This is a genomic window from Cellvibrio fibrivorans, from assembly GCF_031457055.1.
In the GTDB taxonomy this organism is placed as follows: domain Bacteria; phylum Pseudomonadota; class Gammaproteobacteria; order Pseudomonadales; family Cellvibrionaceae; genus Cellvibrio; species Cellvibrio fibrivorans.
In genome coordinates this window covers 11,030-28,039 of the sequence record NZ_JAVDVX010000013.1, presented here as the reverse complement: position 1 = coordinate 28,039, position 17,010 = coordinate 11,030, and the positions used below count along the sequence as shown (strand labels likewise).

Genomic DNA, 17,010 nt, shown 5'->3' with positions numbered 1-17,010 from the left:
CATCCAAGCTTTCGAAGCTTCCAAAATATCTCGCGCAGAACTATGCGCTTGGACTGACATCAAGGCTTCTCTTGCGCCCCTCACCTCATCAGATATCATCCAAGCTTTTGAAGCTTTCAAAATATCTCGCGCAGAACTATGTGTTTGGAATGACATCAAAGCCTCTCTTGCGCCCCTCATCTGATCAGATACCATCCAAGCTTTTGAAGCTTCCAAAATATCTCGCGCAGAACTATGTGATTGCATTGCAGTTAAAGACTTATTCACATCCATTGTTGAGCGATACAAAGATGAATCCGTTACTTCAATTCCCAAAATATCATTTGAATCTGACATCTAATCTCTCCAATGCATTCGTTAATACCCAGTGTAACGTCCCTTCCTAACACAGGATATATGTAGGAAATATCTTAAGTTTTTTTACACTGCCCCAGAGCCTATGTATACTGTCAAATAAATCGATATTTATTAGTTTTTTTACAAATATGTAAATCAATCTATTTTCTGGACAGTTTATGGCTCTTTTAGGTTATGCCCGCGTATCTACCAACCAACAGGATCTAACCATCCAAAAAGACCGACTCATCAAAGAGGGCGTAAAGAACAGCTCGGACTTTCTGTTTATGGACAAAGCTTCGGGCAAGGATGACAACCGTGAAGGATTGCAGTTACTGCTTACCAAGGCTCGGGAGGGGGACACAATCCTAGTAACCAAGCTTGATCGCCTTGGCCGCAATACAGTCGATATGATCTCGATAATAGACCAACTCCATAAACGTGGCATATCTGTGCGCTTTTTAGATGATGGAATTAGCACAGAGGGGTCGATGGGTAAGATGGTAGTAACCATCCTTGCAGCGGTTGCCCAAGCTGAGCGGGAGAGAATCCTTGAGCGTACTCATGAGGGACGCCGGGCCGCTATAGCCAATGGGATCAAGATGGGCAGGAAACCATCCATTACCGATAAGACGAAAGCCCAAGTATTGAAGTTAGCCCAAGATGGCATTCCCAAGACCAAAATAGCCAAGGATTTAAAATTGAGCAGGCAATCGGTGTACGATGTATTAAAATCTTCCTGATTTTGCAACTGGTTGCAAAAAGCAACCAAGCCAAATTCAAAATTTTAACCTGTCGTCGCATCTTTCAAATAATACTTATCACCTGTCACTATACTTAGATAAATTGCTTTCAAATACACAGGAAGCTCATCAATAGATTTTTCCAATTTCACTGAGATTAATTCCTTGAGGAGAGAGTAATTCAAAAATTTAGATATAGCCTGCTCGGAAATCTCTGCATAAGGGCCATTAGATGAATCACTACCACAGCGCCCTATTAATTTTGCTATTTTCTCTACTCCACTCTCCTCCTGTAACCATCCCTCGAAAATTTGAGTAATTTTTTCAGGTGCAACGTAACAAAACACATAATAAATATGCGATGCATAAATGGAATCAACAAGATCCCCTTCCAGCAGTTCCCTCACAACAAGACAAGACCACTGATTTAAATAATCCTCACTTTCTTCCTGGCTCAGCCATTTTTCGTTGACCAATCGAGGATCATTAGCATTAATCTTCCCCTGCTGAGCCATAATTCTGCGAGCAACATCCGCGGCTATTGGAAGACGTAATGAATTATCAAGCAAGCCAAATATAAATGTATTCTTTTTTTCTACAATCCCAATAAAATCATTGGTAATCCAATACACATTGCGGTATGGATCAAACCCAAAAAAACTATGGGATGCCCCCCTACATTCCTTTACATAATCTGAATTTAAATAAAAATCATATACAGCATACAAAGATTGGCCAATCTCATCTTGGCTCATTTTTCCCAATCTATGAGTTAAAAGTTCAAACAATCGTTCGATATGTCCATCGGAAATGGCCTTTTGCAAGTAATTTTTACGATCAATTGAACCACTTATAAAGTGATTAACATCGGTATCCGATGCATAGCCTGATGGCACCTGATAATGAAGAGCAACATACAATCTTTTTTCAGAAGCAACACGCCCACCTTGATCATAATTTGAGTCAAATCCAGAGTAATCATCTTCAGCAAGCAAAGGGAACAGTTCCTGCAATAACCCTGTCATATGAAAAGAATCCATTTCTGGCAAACTATTTAGTAAAGCGCTCCTCTTATGCTTTTCCCTTTCAACAACATCCTCTTTAGTTTCAGACTCGAACCCATTATCAAATTTTCGACCCACATACCATTCTGGAAAATCTTTTAAAGATTGATATATTTTTTGACTTTTTATTGCAATGACGGAGAGACAATAAAGATCAGTAAAGCACACATTTCCTTCTGTTTGTGCTAAAACAAAACGTAAATGGTTAAATATTCGTTTCAGCTCTCTGGGACTACGGATCAAATATTTAACATGTTTATGGTACAGATAACTCAACCGATCTTGATCCTGCTCAAAGCTCTCTGTTAATGACTTATCAGAGAGCTGCCTAAGTTCTATATCTGCTAATTTTTGAAGATCTTGGTAAGCAATGATAGGTAGCGGAACCCGTAATTGGATTACCTTATCAAGATATTGGCTCGAATTTACTATACCGTGCTTTTCTAACGAACCAGCAAGATAAACAGGATCAAATGAAAGCAAAAACGATGTACTTGGAAAGTCTGCAACCGCTTTAACCAACCTTATTACTTGAAACGCTTCATCTGGCGTCAACCTATCGATATCATCTATTACAACAACAATAGATACACCCAAATTATTTAATAGTTCATTTATTCGATTTTTTCTTCCCAACAAATCTAAACTTTTCAGTTTGCTGATTTTTTTAGCCGAACTGCCAATCACATTGAATACACTTTGTACTGTGGATGCCCATGGTTCGACCCCCGGAATAAATTTCATAGCATTAAACAATTCAGAGTATGCTAAAAGCTCTTTGGCAACACTTAAACCCTCATCGGATCTGTTAGGCATATTTAACTGAGAAGAAAATTGAACCAAAAAATCTTGGATTAATGCCTCCGCATTTCCTGCAAGCCAAGGATTATATTCAACAATTATGGGTACAGTTTTTTGTGCTTTTAATGCTTTTTTTACTAAATTTATAATGGACGTCTTTCCGTATCCCCACTCCCCCTCCAGAGATACAGTCATGCAATCTTCTCCGACTGGAATCTGCAATATAGTTGCCAAGTGCTCGGCGAAAACAGTTCGATTTAAAAAGTCTGGACTATCTTCATACCCAGTAATTGGCTTGTCATAATGATAACTGCTCATTTAACTCTCTCTTATTAATTCGGTTTACACTTTTTCTTTTTCAATAACACAGGATCTATATCAATTTTCGCCAACGCAACTTTATAATCTAAGGCTCTTAAAGTCTTAAGAGAGTTTTTCAGTGTAACTTTTGAGAAAAAGGGCAACTGCTGCGGTATTTTTTTTGTGGTGGCAATTGCATATACAATTTTATAATTATTTGGATTAGGACGTGACTTCACATCTTTTAGCTGAATTGAAGTTGGTAACTTAGGATTAAGCTTCTCCCTATACCAAGCATCTTTAATAAAGGATTCAGCAGCAACACTACCCTGAAAAAAAAGATGACTAAGAGTGCTAGAGCTTCTGTAAAGTTTTACATGAACAAATTCATTGCCGTTTCTTATTAAATCACAATGCTCAAGCTTATCGTAAACACCACCTATCTGAATGTTTTTCTTATCCATGAGACAAAAATTTTTCTCACTTTGAGAAACGTGCTCGTTATACTCCTCCTCTCTGTCATGTGCATACAGAGGAAATTTAAAATCGTGGATTTCAAGATCAGAAAGATAGTCATCAACAATAGAAACAAATTTTTGATTAACTTTGTACCATATCCCATTTCTTAAAATATATTGATCTCCACCGAAGTTTATCTCAGCATATAGACACCTATATACAGACCAACTTTTGATTGACTGATATTCACTGTTATTAACATGAATGATATGGTCTTTCAGTAGCTGAACTGTTGGAGATAATCCGTTTAAATACGAGATAAAATCTTGGAAAGACAGAACGATATAACGAGGGGAACGTGGATAAAGATCAAATGAATACCCAAGCTGAAACTCCCAATCAACTATTTCAGGCTCGCCCAGCCAGAACTCGTGATAAGCATCTGCTGCCAATTTCTCATCTAATTCCATATCCAAAATCTCGATTTCATCAAGATCTCGGACTCTATTGATATTATCAACCCAACTAAATTTCTCAGGTAATTTCGCCCGATATCTTAACAATGCTTCCGCCAAGATCTTTGGAATATCTTTTAGCTTTGCTTCCACTGCTATAGTTAACGCATCTCTACCAGTAACATTGCTGCCAAAAACATCAACTAAAGAAGCTCCCGTAATCGCATACAACATTTCCATTTCTGAATCTAAATGAAGGTTAAATATATCCACATCCCTCGTGCTTTGAGTTCGAGAATTTAATGGATTATGATCATAGCTAGCCTTATCCAAACTTCTTAGCTTGTCTGGATCGACGGAGTTAAGAGTCACTTTAAGCCCGAAATCTCTTTCTATTGCTTCAGTCTTTAATAAATGAAAACCAGATCCAAAGGAAAATAAAAACGTCGCGCCTAGATGCCTAACAATAAAGACAGCACCCACATTAGCTGAAGTACCAAACTGAGCGCCATCCACTTGATTGTCAGCAGTAAATAATCTTGTCCAAGGTGGAGGATTTTTCGGGGCCTGTGTTTTTATATATAGCTCGGCAGATTCAACCTCGGGGATATCCAATACAATTGGATATCGGGCATTTTCTGTTCTTATTAAATCACTATTAGGTTTATTCAAACCTCTAGCCAAGTAAATTGACAACTTTTCTTTTCTAACCTTTGCCTTCGCCATAAATCCATTCCCGGTTTTATTTATGATGTTTTTTCTGGTAACTAACCCTAAAATCCAAAACAAACCCATATCACAACAACCATGAAATTCCCATTACACAGCATTACCTTGCCCCCCTATACTATTTTATCGCAGGCACAATGAGAACCTGTAACTATTGCCTATCAAGGCGAGGAGGCCCCTTACAGCCAAATTTGAGACCATAAGCATGAGTTAAATTCGAGAGCCTATAGCGTGATAACTATTCGTTACTGGTAAATCCATACCCTAACTAAAGTAATCTCAATCACCAAAAGACAACCAAAGATTTAAATTTAAGCAGGCAATCCGCATGCAATGATCTAAAATCATCTTAATTTTGAAACTGGTTGCAAAACACCTGTAAATTGAGCAGTGCTCTAATAGAGGTTTAAAAAAGGGGGGAGCAGAATTTAATGGAAGAGTTTAGTTTAAATATGGAGCTTAGCGGAACAGACGCAAGGCAAGATAAAATTTCATTGTTTATTGGTAGCTGGGATATCAATGCGATGGATGTACTTATGACTGCATTCGTTGTATCGCTAGGCGATCCGACACGCTCACATCCCACGTTTCAGACAATTGCCTTCCAACAAAATAATCACGTATCTAACATCATCACAAAAAAAGTAAAATTTTTTAGATCTAAGTCCGGTCGTGGCTACAAACGAGATGCACCACTATTTACCGGCGAGCTTGTAATAAAGCGTAAGCTCAACAACCTCTATCGATTAAATTTGCTGGTAGATATAAATCCAACACGATTCTGTGTTTATCAGCACACTCCAATTAGAACCAGAGCATCTAATGGCATAAGGAATCTTTCGCCATCAATTGTGCTGTTCGCAACACAGGATAAAATAAGACATGGTAATGGAGAAGATTTAGAGTTTACTTTAGATCAGTCCGATAACTGTCTGTTAACCCCCTCATCAAAGATCAATGCATCTCACCCGTTATACACCGATAACCTTAATCGGTACCTAAGTAGCATAGTTCGCTATCTAGAAGATGAAATTTTAGAGTTTCAGCAAACAGGGTTCGCTCTTCTCGGCAAGGAAGAGCATTACTCAGTCAGAAATATTGAAACCTATTGGGATATACCATGCCCAACCCCAACAATTACTCTTAGACAACTAGAACCCCTAATTCGAACATCTACTAACAAATTGGATATAAACGAGTATTTATCCAATGAGCTGGCAGGAAGCACATTTAGCATTAATGATTTGACGCCATGCTATACGTGCTACTTCAGGAACGGGGAAAGCCTCAAGCTATACGCCAAGACCAATAAAAAAATAAGGCTAGAAGTTAAATACAACTTTATGAAGGACAGCACTTTAAGAAGCGCATGGGGAACAACACCCACAAATATTAATAGACTATTTGAATTCATTAACTATTGCAGCGATATGTCTACATCCACTGCTAACGACCTTATTTCTTGTTTAGCACGGAATGATACAACCAGACTAAGGCAAGAAAAAAGCTTAGTGGAATTCATAAATTCAATCTATATGAATGCACCTAAAGAGCATGCAACCTCGATACTAAGAATGCTGGCATCTACTGACGGTATAACATCATCAAAAGCGCCCGAACACCTAAAAAGTAGTCTCGATAAGCTGGTCGAAAAAGGGGTTTTGATGAAGCAATCTGGACTATCTACAAGATATATTCCTCAACCTAGATATCTAGCTGCGTCACGAAAGCTAGTTAATTAATAAGTACCTTAGCTCACCAAAAGCATCCAAAAAGTTCGACAAAATACAGGAAGGAAAAACAAGTGATAAAAACAAAGTACAGTGTAGATGGAAGCATTTGCTCAACACTTGACTATGAAACAAATCCCAACAAATATCGCGGTCTTATTACGTGCCTAGAATGCGATAGAAAAGCATGGTTTATCAAAGGCTTTACCACAGCAAAAATAGAACGCACAGCATGCTTTGCCGCACATCACAACGAAGGGTGTGATGCGTCCACAGTGATTCTGATAAACGACGACACAGATAGCGAACAGGGTCAGGATGACCACATAGCAACTTCAGATATTCGCATTGACCTAGACAAAACAAATACTAATTCCATTTATATATCCGAAAGCAACGATAAACATAATGAGGAGGAGAGTGATTGGAATTCCTCACCCAACAAAAACGCAACTAACGGATCCTCAGGATTCCCCTTAAATAAATCCCTAAAGCAACTTCTATCCAACCTATGCAAAAATCGAGATTACGCAGAAAAAAATCAAACAATTACCATTGTGGCAGACTCAGGCAGAATATTAATTGACGGCCTACTTAAAGACTTTATTGTTCCTATAAATGACATAAAACACGAAGATGTAGCGAAATTAAGAATATTCTGGGGTGAAATAAACAACCTAAATGAAGTTGATGGAGACCTGTGGCTAAACTACGGCGACTATCGAAAAGAACCCAGCATTTTTATGAACAGCAATTTAAAAAACGAATTGATACGGAACTTCAAATTAAAAGAGATTAGCGAGCTAGACGGATCTGATGTGATCGTCGTTGGCAATGCGGCAGTTTCGCCAAATGGGAAAATAATAATCCGAACTGGCTTTACCAAATATATCTCATTTAGAAGGTACAGACCGTCAGATAGTGCATCAATAGGAGATTAGCAATAGCTTTTAAACATCGAGATCGACCATTTTCTAGAAGCCATGCCCTTTAGTTTTTGCGTGCAAAGTCTTGCGATAACTCACAAACAGACCATCATCACAAAGAAACTTTAGAAAAAGAAAATGACTTGGAATTACACATCTGCAGGAAAATGCAAAACAATAGAAGAAGCACAGCTTTAAAATTGCGCGCATCAGACAGCATTATGAGCCAGCCAAAGCAGATACATCTTTACGCAACAAAGGCTTATATGAGAGCTTCAACTTTTTATTTGTACTCTCCCTCCCAAATATTAAATTATTCTTTTCGCTATGATTAGCGCTATAAGAATAACGAATGGGTGATGCTACCGGAAAATGTAAATCGTCTAATGACCTGAGGGACAAATTAGAGGTTTTTAGGAACACCTGTGACACATTCCCAGCTCTAATTACTCGATCCCAATCAGATCTTGAAGACTCCACCACAAATCCATGCCCAGATAATCTTCTTATTTCCTTTAGTTTTTTAACCAAAAAATCACTCATGTTTAATATCCAGTTTACTCGTTTAATAAACTATAGATTTTAGGTTCGCACTCAACATAGTATGCAACAAGATCAGATACCATTTCAGCTAATGGAGAAACTAAAGAAATAAAATCATGCGCATTTTGTGAATTTTGAAGAATATTCTTTTCATTACAAAAAATATTTAATACTCCAATTAGATCAATAGTTTTTGCCGTGCCCTCGCTACTAGCCATAGCTGCTTGAATTTCAATCGAGGCCTGAGGTGGCAATGGTGTTGATAATATAGATCTAGCAACTTGGCTATCTCCTGAATAGAAACCCTTTATATCTTCGACTAGTGGCTTTAAATTTTGGTCTTCTTGCTCGTTAAGCCAAAGCTTTTCAGTATCATCTACCCAATATGGCTTCCGTGCCGCAATGCAATACGGTGCCCCCGGAACACACCCCCTCAGCTCGGGTGAGCCACTTAAGCTCGTACGCACACCTAAAGCGATCTCAGCAATGGAGGCATCATGTGACTCTCCAGAACTAAAGCCATTGCCCTCTAGGCTATATTGCGTAGACAACTCCGGCACCGACCAAAGCACAGAATCATAGAAACGCACTGGATTGCCATATATCGCATGTTCGCGATTGTAAAACTTAAGAATACCCTTAAAAAAATCGGCTGATTCAGCGGTAAGTGACTTAGTATCCATCATTACCATGATATTAGCTCTATATATAAGGTGTGGCTCACTCACATGACGAACATGTGAATCCCACACTTGAGTAATTTCTAAAATTGAATGCAGCACTTGACGTATGTACACCGCGATTAATTTCGGATCCGGCGTTTGGCCCTCCTCCATCTTTACCGAGATATAATCTCTAGCCTCGCCCAGCTTCCATAGAGCATTGCAGGCAACCTTTGAGTACTGTTTAAGAAACCCTTTAGGTGGCATGGTTGCCATCATTTCGTGCAACAACTGAATCTTTTCTGAGGTTCCACCTATTATCTGAGACGCATTAGCAAGCTCACGATCAGATGCAATCTTATCTTCTAGGCCAGCTTTTGTGTTGAAAAATGCAATTATTGCCATCACCACAACTGCCGCCCAAAATCCCAAGGCTTTGTAGCTGAAAGAGTTGCACTCATCAGATGATGACCAACAACCAAAAGGAAAACTAGTGGTTATATCTGCCGTCAACAGGGACGCAAGCGCCCCAACCAACATTACACCAATTATGACTATAGTTGTCGTTGCATGGTGACGAACCCATTTACCCATTTTAGCGCTCAAGTGGCTCTCCTAGATAACTCCCAAACACAGTCCTCAAGGCGTTTATGGATCTGAGGTTAATATCCCCACCCGGATGCCCCGTCTCAATTTACTCACTCATTAGCTCTTATACATAAACAGCCGAAATCGACGACTGCGAACATTGTACTTCTTACGCAAAATATCTCCTACCCTACTAAACACAGCCATTCGAGTGTACTTTGCAACTGGTTTCAAAATACCCTGACTTGTGGACGCCAATTCAACTCCTTATTTCAATAAAACACCCCAAAAAGAGCCACAAATTTGGTACACTAAGCCAAGCCGCTGGTTTTTTGATTTTTATATAAATCAAGGAGTTAGGTGTGTCCGGGAGAAAATCCCCCCGGCTCCACCAAATTCCAAATAAAAAACCCGATCAGAAATGGTCGGGTTTTTTATTTGGCTGTTTAAATCTTCGGTGTAAGTCCTATAGTCCAAAAAACATTGGATAAAATGCAGCCACGAGATTTTCGACACGCAGACTATCGCCATGCCTAAAACCTACCAACCGCCTAACCCCAAATATGCTTCTCTTAAGTTCAGAGATCAGTGAAACCGTAGGGCGCCTGTCAGCTTTAGAGGAAGAAAAAAATCTACTGCTACGCAGAGCAATTCGCATCCGTACCATTTAAGGCTCGCTAGCATATGCTGCAGATGATTCTGAACACCATTGAATCATCCAGCTCTTTAGTCACCCCTCAAGTCACCCCCCAAGTCAAAGAACTGCTTTCCGCGCTTAAAGGTGAAATGAGTCGTGACGATTTACAAACAGCCTTGGGCTTACAAGATCGAAAATCATTTAGTAAGCGCTATTTGAAACCTGCGCTTAATGCGGGTTTAATTGAAATGACGATTCCTGAAAAGCCCAATAGCCGCTTGCAGAAATACTGGATATCAGCCAACTCTAAATACATTTTGTAAACTTCAGGAAGACCATGCCCAACACATTAATCACCCAAGCCGTCGATTACATCCAACAAGCCGACGCGCTTATCATCGCCGCAGGTGCAGGGATGGGTGTGGATTCGGGTTTGCCGGATTTTCGTGGCAATGAAGGATTTTGGAAGGCCTACCCTGCCCTTGCAAAAGCGAAAATGGATTTTGCGCAGGCGGCGTCGCCCGATACCTTTGTGCGCGATGTGAAGTTAGCTTGGGGGTTTTATGGGCATAGGCTTGCGCTCTACCGCAATACGGTTCCCCATGAAGGTTTTGCGATTTTAAAACGCTGGGGCGAAAGCAAAGCCAAGGGTTATTCGGTGTTTACCAGCAATGTGGATGGGCAATTTCAACAGGCGGGTTTTGCGGTGGATAACATTTACGAGTGCCATGGCTCAATTCATCACCTGCAGTGCCTTGAGCCCTGCTCCGCTTCTATTTGGAGTTCGGATGCGTTTTTGCCTGAAATCGATAATGAAAAATGCCAGCTAGTTAATAAGCCGCCGCTATGCCCCTACTGCAACCGAATTGCGCGACCCAATATTTTAATGTTTGGTGATTGGGGTTGGATTAGCGATAGATCGGATCAGCAAGCCGAGCAATTAGAACTCTGGTTGCAGCGCTGTAACAATCCGGTGGTGATTGAGTTGGGTGCGGGTACGCATATTCCGTCGGTGCGCCGTTTTTCCGAACAGGTTGTGAAAAAATTCAATGGCAAATTAATTCGTATCAATCCGCGCGATTATGATGTTCCCGCAAGTCATGCGATTGGTATTGCCTGCGGTGCCAAAGAGGGATTATTGGCCATTGACCAAGTCATCCGCGCCTACCAATAATAGCCGCACACTCTATCCGCTGTACTGGAAACTTAATGTCCGCATACACCATTCTCACCGCCAATATCGCATCCACTACTGAAAAACAGTGAATTTTTGACGTTTCTCCAATCGGTTACTGTGGTCAATTAGCTTTTCCAGCTTTAGGTGTTGTGTTGTGAAGGAAATTGGTAGCTTGGCTCAATGCTGAATCTTGATTTGAAGCAGTATCTTGTTGTTTCGCAATCACCATATCGCTTTCATAATATTTTTTTTGGGCACATTGCGAATTGTGATTATTCGATGCGTTTTTTTGCTTTTCTAACTTGGCATTGTAGTCTTTTGCCAAGATAGAGTATTTTTCAGCCTCCTTCTTATAATCTGCTACCAACTTATTGTGTCGATCAACGCTCTTATTAATATCATCGACTTGTTCTTGGGTTGTTGGTTTTTCATCTGTCTCCAGCAAAATTTTAAGAAATTTAATTTCACTTTCAACTACATTTATCTTTGCCTCTTGCTTTGCAATCGATGGTCGCTCACTCGTCAACTCAGCGTCCAATTTGTCAAGCTCCGTTTCTATGGCCAAGCAATTTTGCAATTGTTCTACCGTTAATGTATTCGCATCATACGTTTTTGGGCCATCCGCCATTTTAATCGCCTGCCCAAGCTTCATACCCTTCGCCCCAGCATCCGATACTGGAAATACAAAAGCGGCAGCCACAGCTAACAACGTCAAGGCACGTTTTACATCATAGGCAATTACCTTCATCCCATTCTCCTCGTAATTTTTTCGAAGCCAGATATACAGTGAATAAACAGAGCCTACCTAAAGACCTGTTACAACTCGCAAACTCAACGTGTGCGACCTATGGCAACCTACTCAATTTATTTTTCTGCAATTTTTGGCGGTGGAGCCTGCCCTTCTACTGAATCGAGATTCCCATCAAAACATGCCCAAGCGGGGGCGCTTTTTGTCCAGATATTCATGGTGGGTGAGATTGACGAGGGTTCATCCAAGGTGCCGATTCGAACAACCGTGTATTGTGGCCTTGCGGACGAATTGGCAAACAGGTGCGAACCGCACGCCGGGCAAAAACGACGGCGAATTTGGTTTCCGCTTTCTGCAACACTAACGAATTCACTCAACGCCCCATTTATGGTGAGCGAATCAGTATTCACTATGGCATTCACCGTGCCGTTGGAGGCAATGTGCTGGCAGTCTTTACACCAGCAGACTCGCGCGGCGATAGGCTCTCCAGAAAAATAATAACTCGCCGCCCCACAAAGACATCTTCCACTTCGCTCAACCATATAGCCCTCTGTTCTTTTGCATTAAAATAATAAAAACTCAATTAAAGACTATTGCGCCCAAGTATGCCAATCGGAATTACTGGATATTACAGGTCAATCCTGGCCAGCTACAACGGGTAAAACAATGTTAACCGGCCACGCACGCCCCAATAAAAATCCCCCGCCAACTCTCGTTGACGGGGGATTTTGGAGCTGCAGTAACAGCTATTAATTCACAGGATTAGTACACATCTCGCAAATAACGCTTATCCATATTCAATTTGCGGATGTAGTTAACGGTTTCAGCTTCATCGAATTTTCCGTATTGCTGGATGATATCGCGCAGCGCTTGGTCTACATCTTTGGCCATGCGGCTAGCGTCGCCACAAACGCAGAAATAAGCGCCCTCTTCCAGCCAATTCCAAATTGCCTCGCCTTGTTCGCGCATGCGATCCTGCACGTAAATTTTTTGTGATTGGTCACGTGAGAAAGCGAGGCTTAATTCGGTGAGTACGCCGTCTTTTTGGAATTGCTGTAACTCCTCCTGATAATAAAAATCGGTTGCGGCGTGTTGCTCGCCAAAGAACAACCAGTTTTTACCTTGATCACCGCGTGCCTGGCGCTCTTGTAAAAAGCCACGGAAAGGCGCGACGCCGGTGCCAGGGCCAACCATGATTAATGGAGTATCGCCATTTTCCGGCACATGGAAATGTTTGCTGGGTTGGACGAAGATGGGGATGTCTACACCCTCAGCGCGATCAGCAAGAAACGTGGATGCAACGCCTTTGCGGATTTTTTTGCTGTCGCGGAAGCGCGAGTAGCGCACGGCGGAAACGGTGAGATCAATGCGTGTCGGTTGCGCTTTGCTACTTGATGCGATGGAATATAACCGCGGCTGCATGCGTTTTAACAGCGGGATTAGTTCATCGGCGCTGGCACGAATGGGGAACTCCTGCAAAATGTCCGCGAGTTGGCGCCCGTAAAGCCATTCCTGCAATTCGGTTTTGTGCTCTGCATCGAGCAATTTTTTTAATTCTTTGCTGTTGCTGCGCTGCGCAATAAAATTCAGCGCCTCTAGACTCGGGCGGCAGATTTCATAATTTTCCAGCAGCGCCTGGTGCACAGATTTTTCATGGGTGTCCACCACTACCGGGGCATCGGCATTTAAATTCAGCGCTTGCTCCAACTCAAACACATACTCGGGGCAATTTTTTGGCCAGATGCCGAGCGCATCGCCCGCTTCATAGGTAATACCGGATTCACCCAAATCAAAACCGAATTGACGAACATCTTTACCTGAACCGGCACCATTCAAACGTGTATTGATAACCAGGCGCGAGCCATAGGGATTGGCTTTGCCATAAACAGCAGATGAAGATGGTGCAGCAGATGAGGTTGTAGTGGCAGTCATTGATGATGGCTGGTTCGCAGCAGAGGCTTTTATGTCAGACGTTAGGGGTGCGAGTTGCTCCTTGAGCTTAGCAAACCATTCACCTGCCGGCACCTCAAAATCGGTATCACAATCTACACGCTCAACTAATGCTTTGGCACCCAAGGTTTGTAAGCGCGTAAACAATTTTTTGCCGTGGCCACAGAATTGGTCGTAATTGGAATCGCCCAATGCAAGCAATGCGAATTGCAATTCGTTTAGTTCTGGCGCTGCGTCGCTGTTTAATTGGCTCCAGAAATCGCCGCCGTTATCGGGCGCGTCGCCATCGCCAAAGGTGCTGGTGACAAATACCACCAATTTATTTTTTGCTAATTTCTCAACGGTGTAGTCATTCATGGAATGGAAATTAACAGCCCACCCTTGCGCTGTTAATTGCTGTGCAAATTTTTCGGCAAGGGCCTCTGCATTGCCGGTTTGCGATGCCCAGAGCATCACCAACTCGGGTTTAGCCTGTGCAGGCGCAGCCACAGATGCGACACCAATAGGGAGCACACGGCTGAACATACCGGCGAGTAAACCATTTACCCAGGTGCGATGATTGGGATTAATAGGTGCATCGGCAGGCAGTGCGGGCACAGCGGAAATTAATTTTGCAGTGGCTTGCAGGCCGCTGATATAACCGCCCAGATAAGTGCGCTCGGCTTCAGAGAAATTGGGCGCTACTGCTTCTACTACGCCGATTTTTTCAGCGAAGGTTTTAATCAGGGTCATGCTGGTTTCCTCAGCCACGGCGGCGAAGGCCATAGGGCTGGTGTAATCATAGTCGTGCGCAGCAGAATTTTCGGCAGAAACCGCCTCCTCCACAAATACGTCGACACGCTTAAGCGCGACGGCGGCGATTTTTAGTTCTGGCTGCTGCGAGATCGCATCGATTTTATCGCTGGTCACTGCATTGATGCACAGGTTATCGCCATAGACATCATTCCAGTGGATGGGCGCAAAACAGCAGCCAGGTTGCACGCGATCAGTCACCACCGCAGGCAAAATGGCGTAGCCACGGCGCGAACGAATCTCCACTTTGTCTTTATTTTTGATGCCTAATTCAGCCGCATCTTGCGGATGAATTTCCACAAAGGTACCGGGATTTAATTTATTGAGCGTGGCAATTTTTCCGGTTTTGGTCAGGGTGTGCCACTGGTGTTGCACTCGGCCGGTATTTAACACCATTGGGAATTCGGCATCAGGCATCTCAGCCGGATTTACGTGGGGGCGCGCATGAAAAATGGCTTTGCCGGAGTCAGTTGCAAATTGCAGTAAAGGCGCGCTGCCATCATCCATTAACTTTAATGGTTGGTTGATGCCGGTATTTAAATAGCGGATCGGATTGCGCGTAGAGGTTTCATCGGCGCACGGCCACTGCAGTGGCGATTCGCGTAAACGTGTGTAATTAACACCGCGCAGATCGTAACCGGTTTTGGGGTTATAGCTTTGTTTGATTTCTTCAAATACTTCGGCGGCAGAATTAAAACTGAATCCGTCACTAAAACCCATTTCGCAGGCGACGCGTGCAATAATTTCCCAATCGGCCATGGCTTCACCGGGTGGATTCACAGCTTCTTGCATGAGCGTGATATTGCGCTCGGAGTTGATCATTACGCCTTCCGCTTCTGCCCATAAAGCGCCGGGCAATAAAATATCGGCGTAGCGATTGGTTTCGGTATCGAGGAACGCATCCTGTGCGATGACCAATTCTGCTTTTTGCAGACCTTCAATAACGATTTTACGATTGGGGACAGACGCGACCGGATTAGTGCAAATTACCCAGCAAGCTTTTACTTCGCCCGCAGCCATGCGCTCAAATAAATCAACGGTGCCTTTGCCGAGTTTAGTACTGATGCTGCCAGGCGCAACGCCCCACAAGTTTTCGATAAAGTCGCGATCTTTTTCTACTAGCAATGTGCGCTGCCCCGGTAAGCCTGGGCCCATATAACCCATCTCGCGCCCGCCCATCGCATTGGGTTGGCCGGTGAGTGAAAAAGGGCCGCTACCGAGGCGACAAATTTTTCCCGTCGCCAAATGCAAATTACAAATCGCATTCGTGTTCCAGGTACCGTGGGTACTTTGATTTAAACCCATGGTCCAGCAGGTCATAAACTCGGGCGCATTGCCGATCATGTCGGCAGTTCTAATCAACGACTCGATTGAAAGACCGGTAATTTCGCTCACATTTTCGGGTGTGTAATCCGCTAAAAATTCCGGAAAATTTTCCCAGCCTTGGGTGTACTGTGAAATAAATTCTGCATCGGTTTTGCCATTTTTATGCAGCAAAAATAACAGGCAGTTTAAAAATGCGAGATCAGTGCCGGGCTTGATCGGCAAATACAGATCCGCTTTGTCCGCGGTTGTAGTGCGGCGCGGATCGACCACAATTAATTTCGCACCGGCTTTGACGCGATCCATCATGCGCAAATACAAAATCGGATGGCAGTCCGCCATGTTCGCACCGATCACCAAAAACAAATCGCAGTGATCAAAATCCTGATAGGAACCGGGCGGTGCATCGGAGCCGAGCGAGAGCTTGTACCCCGCACCGGCACTCGCCATACACAGGCGCGAGTTAGATTCGATATTGTTGGTGCGCAAGAAACCTTTGGCGAGTTTGTTGGCGAGGTACTGGGATTCAATCGACATCTGCCCCGAGACATAAAAACTGATGGCATCGGGGCCGTGGGTATCCAGAATCTCGCGCAGGCGTTTGGCGGTAGTACTGATAGCCTGCGCCATGGATGTCTTTACTGGATCACGATTCCGCTCGCTGCGCACAAAGGCAGATTCCATACGGCCGGAGTTGGTGAGCGCCTGTGCGCTGGTTTGGCCTTTGGTACAGAGGCGGCCAAAATTGGAGGGATGGTTTTTATCACCCGTGACTTTGATGATTTTTTGGCCGTCAGTTTCCAGCACCATGCCGCAGCCTACACCGCAGTAAGGGCATACTGAACGCACGGATTTACTATCGTTTTTAAGAACGGATTCAGACATAGACTCGCAACTCCTCATTGGGAGGGGTTTAGCAAGCGCTATGCCATTGGCAAACCACAGTCGCGAAAACTGCTTAAGCCATTGATATTGTTTAACTAATTTGCTTTTTTTTCAAAAAAAGACTTTTTGCAGTTGGCGATAGAAGCCACCCAGTATTTTTTT

Annotated in this window: 13 protein-coding genes; 5 read left to right on the top strand and 8 right to left on the bottom strand. The window is 42.9% G+C overall.

The genetic code is table 11. The features are described from left to right. Positions 1 to 336 (bottom strand): hypothetical protein (locus tag J2X05_RS20815; RefSeq protein ID WP_310076315.1); only part of this gene is annotated, 336 nt, incomplete at its 3' end. A gap of 179 nt (positions 337 to 515) precedes the next feature. Between J2X05_RS20815 and J2X05_RS20810 the strand changes: the two genes are divergently transcribed. Next, positions 516 to 1,079: a recombinase family protein gene (locus tag J2X05_RS20810; protein WP_310076314.1), complete on the top strand. Its 564-nt coding sequence runs from the start codon at positions 516 to 518 to the stop codon at positions 1,077 to 1,079. Positions 1,080 to 1,123: 44 nt separating this feature from the next. On the opposite strand, the gene J2X05_RS20805 is transcribed toward J2X05_RS20810, so the two are convergent. Then, positions 1,124 to 3,262, bottom strand: a complete 2,139-nt coding sequence (locus J2X05_RS20805) for a KAP family P-loop NTPase fold protein (RefSeq protein ID WP_310076313.1) — start codon at positions 3,260 to 3,262, stop codon at positions 1,124 to 1,126. A gap of 14 nt (positions 3,263 to 3,276) precedes the next feature. Further along, positions 3,277 to 4,953 (bottom strand): TIGR04141 family sporadically distributed protein, encoded by a 1,677-nt coding sequence (locus J2X05_RS20800; protein WP_310076312.1) that lies wholly within the window; start codon positions 4,951 to 4,953, stop codon positions 3,277 to 3,279. A 365-nt stretch (positions 4,954 to 5,318) separates the two neighbouring features. On the opposite strand from J2X05_RS20800, the gene J2X05_RS20795 reads away from it, so the two are divergent. Next, a complete protein-coding gene (locus J2X05_RS20795; RefSeq protein WP_310076310.1) occupies positions 5,319 to 6,629 on the top strand; it encodes a hypothetical protein in 1,311 nt (436 codons plus the stop codon). A gap of 62 nt (positions 6,630 to 6,691) precedes the next feature. Beyond that, entirely contained in the window at positions 6,692 to 7,558 is an 867-nt protein-coding gene (locus J2X05_RS20790) for a hypothetical protein (protein WP_310076308.1), read from the top strand. 204 nt (positions 7,559 to 7,762) lie between these two features. Here J2X05_RS20790 and J2X05_RS20785 read toward each other — a convergent pair whose 3' ends face one another. Further along, entirely contained in the window at positions 7,763 to 8,086 is a 324-nt protein-coding gene (locus J2X05_RS20785; protein ID WP_310076307.1) for a hypothetical protein, read from the bottom strand. Between the two features lie 14 nt (positions 8,087 to 8,100). Beyond that, positions 8,101 to 9,354, bottom strand: a complete 1,254-nt coding sequence (locus J2X05_RS20780; protein WP_310076305.1) for a hypothetical protein — start codon at positions 9,352 to 9,354, stop codon at positions 8,101 to 8,103. Positions 9,355 to 10,020: 666 nt separating this feature from the next. Between J2X05_RS20780 and J2X05_RS20775 the strand changes: the two genes are divergently transcribed. Next, positions 10,021 to 10,296 carry a Fic family protein gene (locus J2X05_RS20775; RefSeq protein WP_310076303.1) on the top strand — a complete coding sequence of 92 codons (276 nt, stop codon included), beginning with the start codon at positions 10,021 to 10,023 and terminating at the stop codon, positions 10,294 to 10,296. Between the two features lie 14 nt (positions 10,297 to 10,310). Next, positions 10,311 to 11,147 (top strand): SIR2 family NAD-dependent protein deacylase, encoded by an 837-nt coding sequence (locus tag J2X05_RS20770; protein WP_310076302.1) that lies wholly within the window; start codon positions 10,311 to 10,313, stop codon positions 11,145 to 11,147. Positions 11,148 to 11,271: 124 nt separating this feature from the next. On the opposite strand, the gene J2X05_RS20765 is transcribed toward J2X05_RS20770, so the two are convergent. The 3 genes from J2X05_RS20765 to J2X05_RS20755 all read right to left on the bottom strand — a co-directional run bounded on the left by J2X05_RS20765 (position 11,272) and on the right by J2X05_RS20755 (position 16,848). Next, positions 11,272 to 11,898, bottom strand: a complete 627-nt coding sequence (locus J2X05_RS20765) for a hypothetical protein (RefSeq protein WP_310076300.1) — start codon at positions 11,896 to 11,898, stop codon at positions 11,272 to 11,274. Positions 11,899 to 12,014: 116 nt separating this feature from the next. After that, entirely contained in the window at positions 12,015 to 12,440 is a 426-nt protein-coding gene (locus J2X05_RS21220; protein ID WP_331351505.1) for a GFA family protein, read from the bottom strand. A 220-nt stretch (positions 12,441 to 12,660) separates the two neighbouring features. Then, complete coding sequence (locus J2X05_RS20755) at positions 12,661 to 16,848, bottom strand: bifunctional nitrate reductase/sulfite reductase flavoprotein subunit alpha (protein WP_310076296.1); 4,188 nt, start codon at positions 16,846 to 16,848, stop codon at positions 12,661 to 12,663. Positions 16,849 to 17,010: the final 162 nt, after the last annotated feature.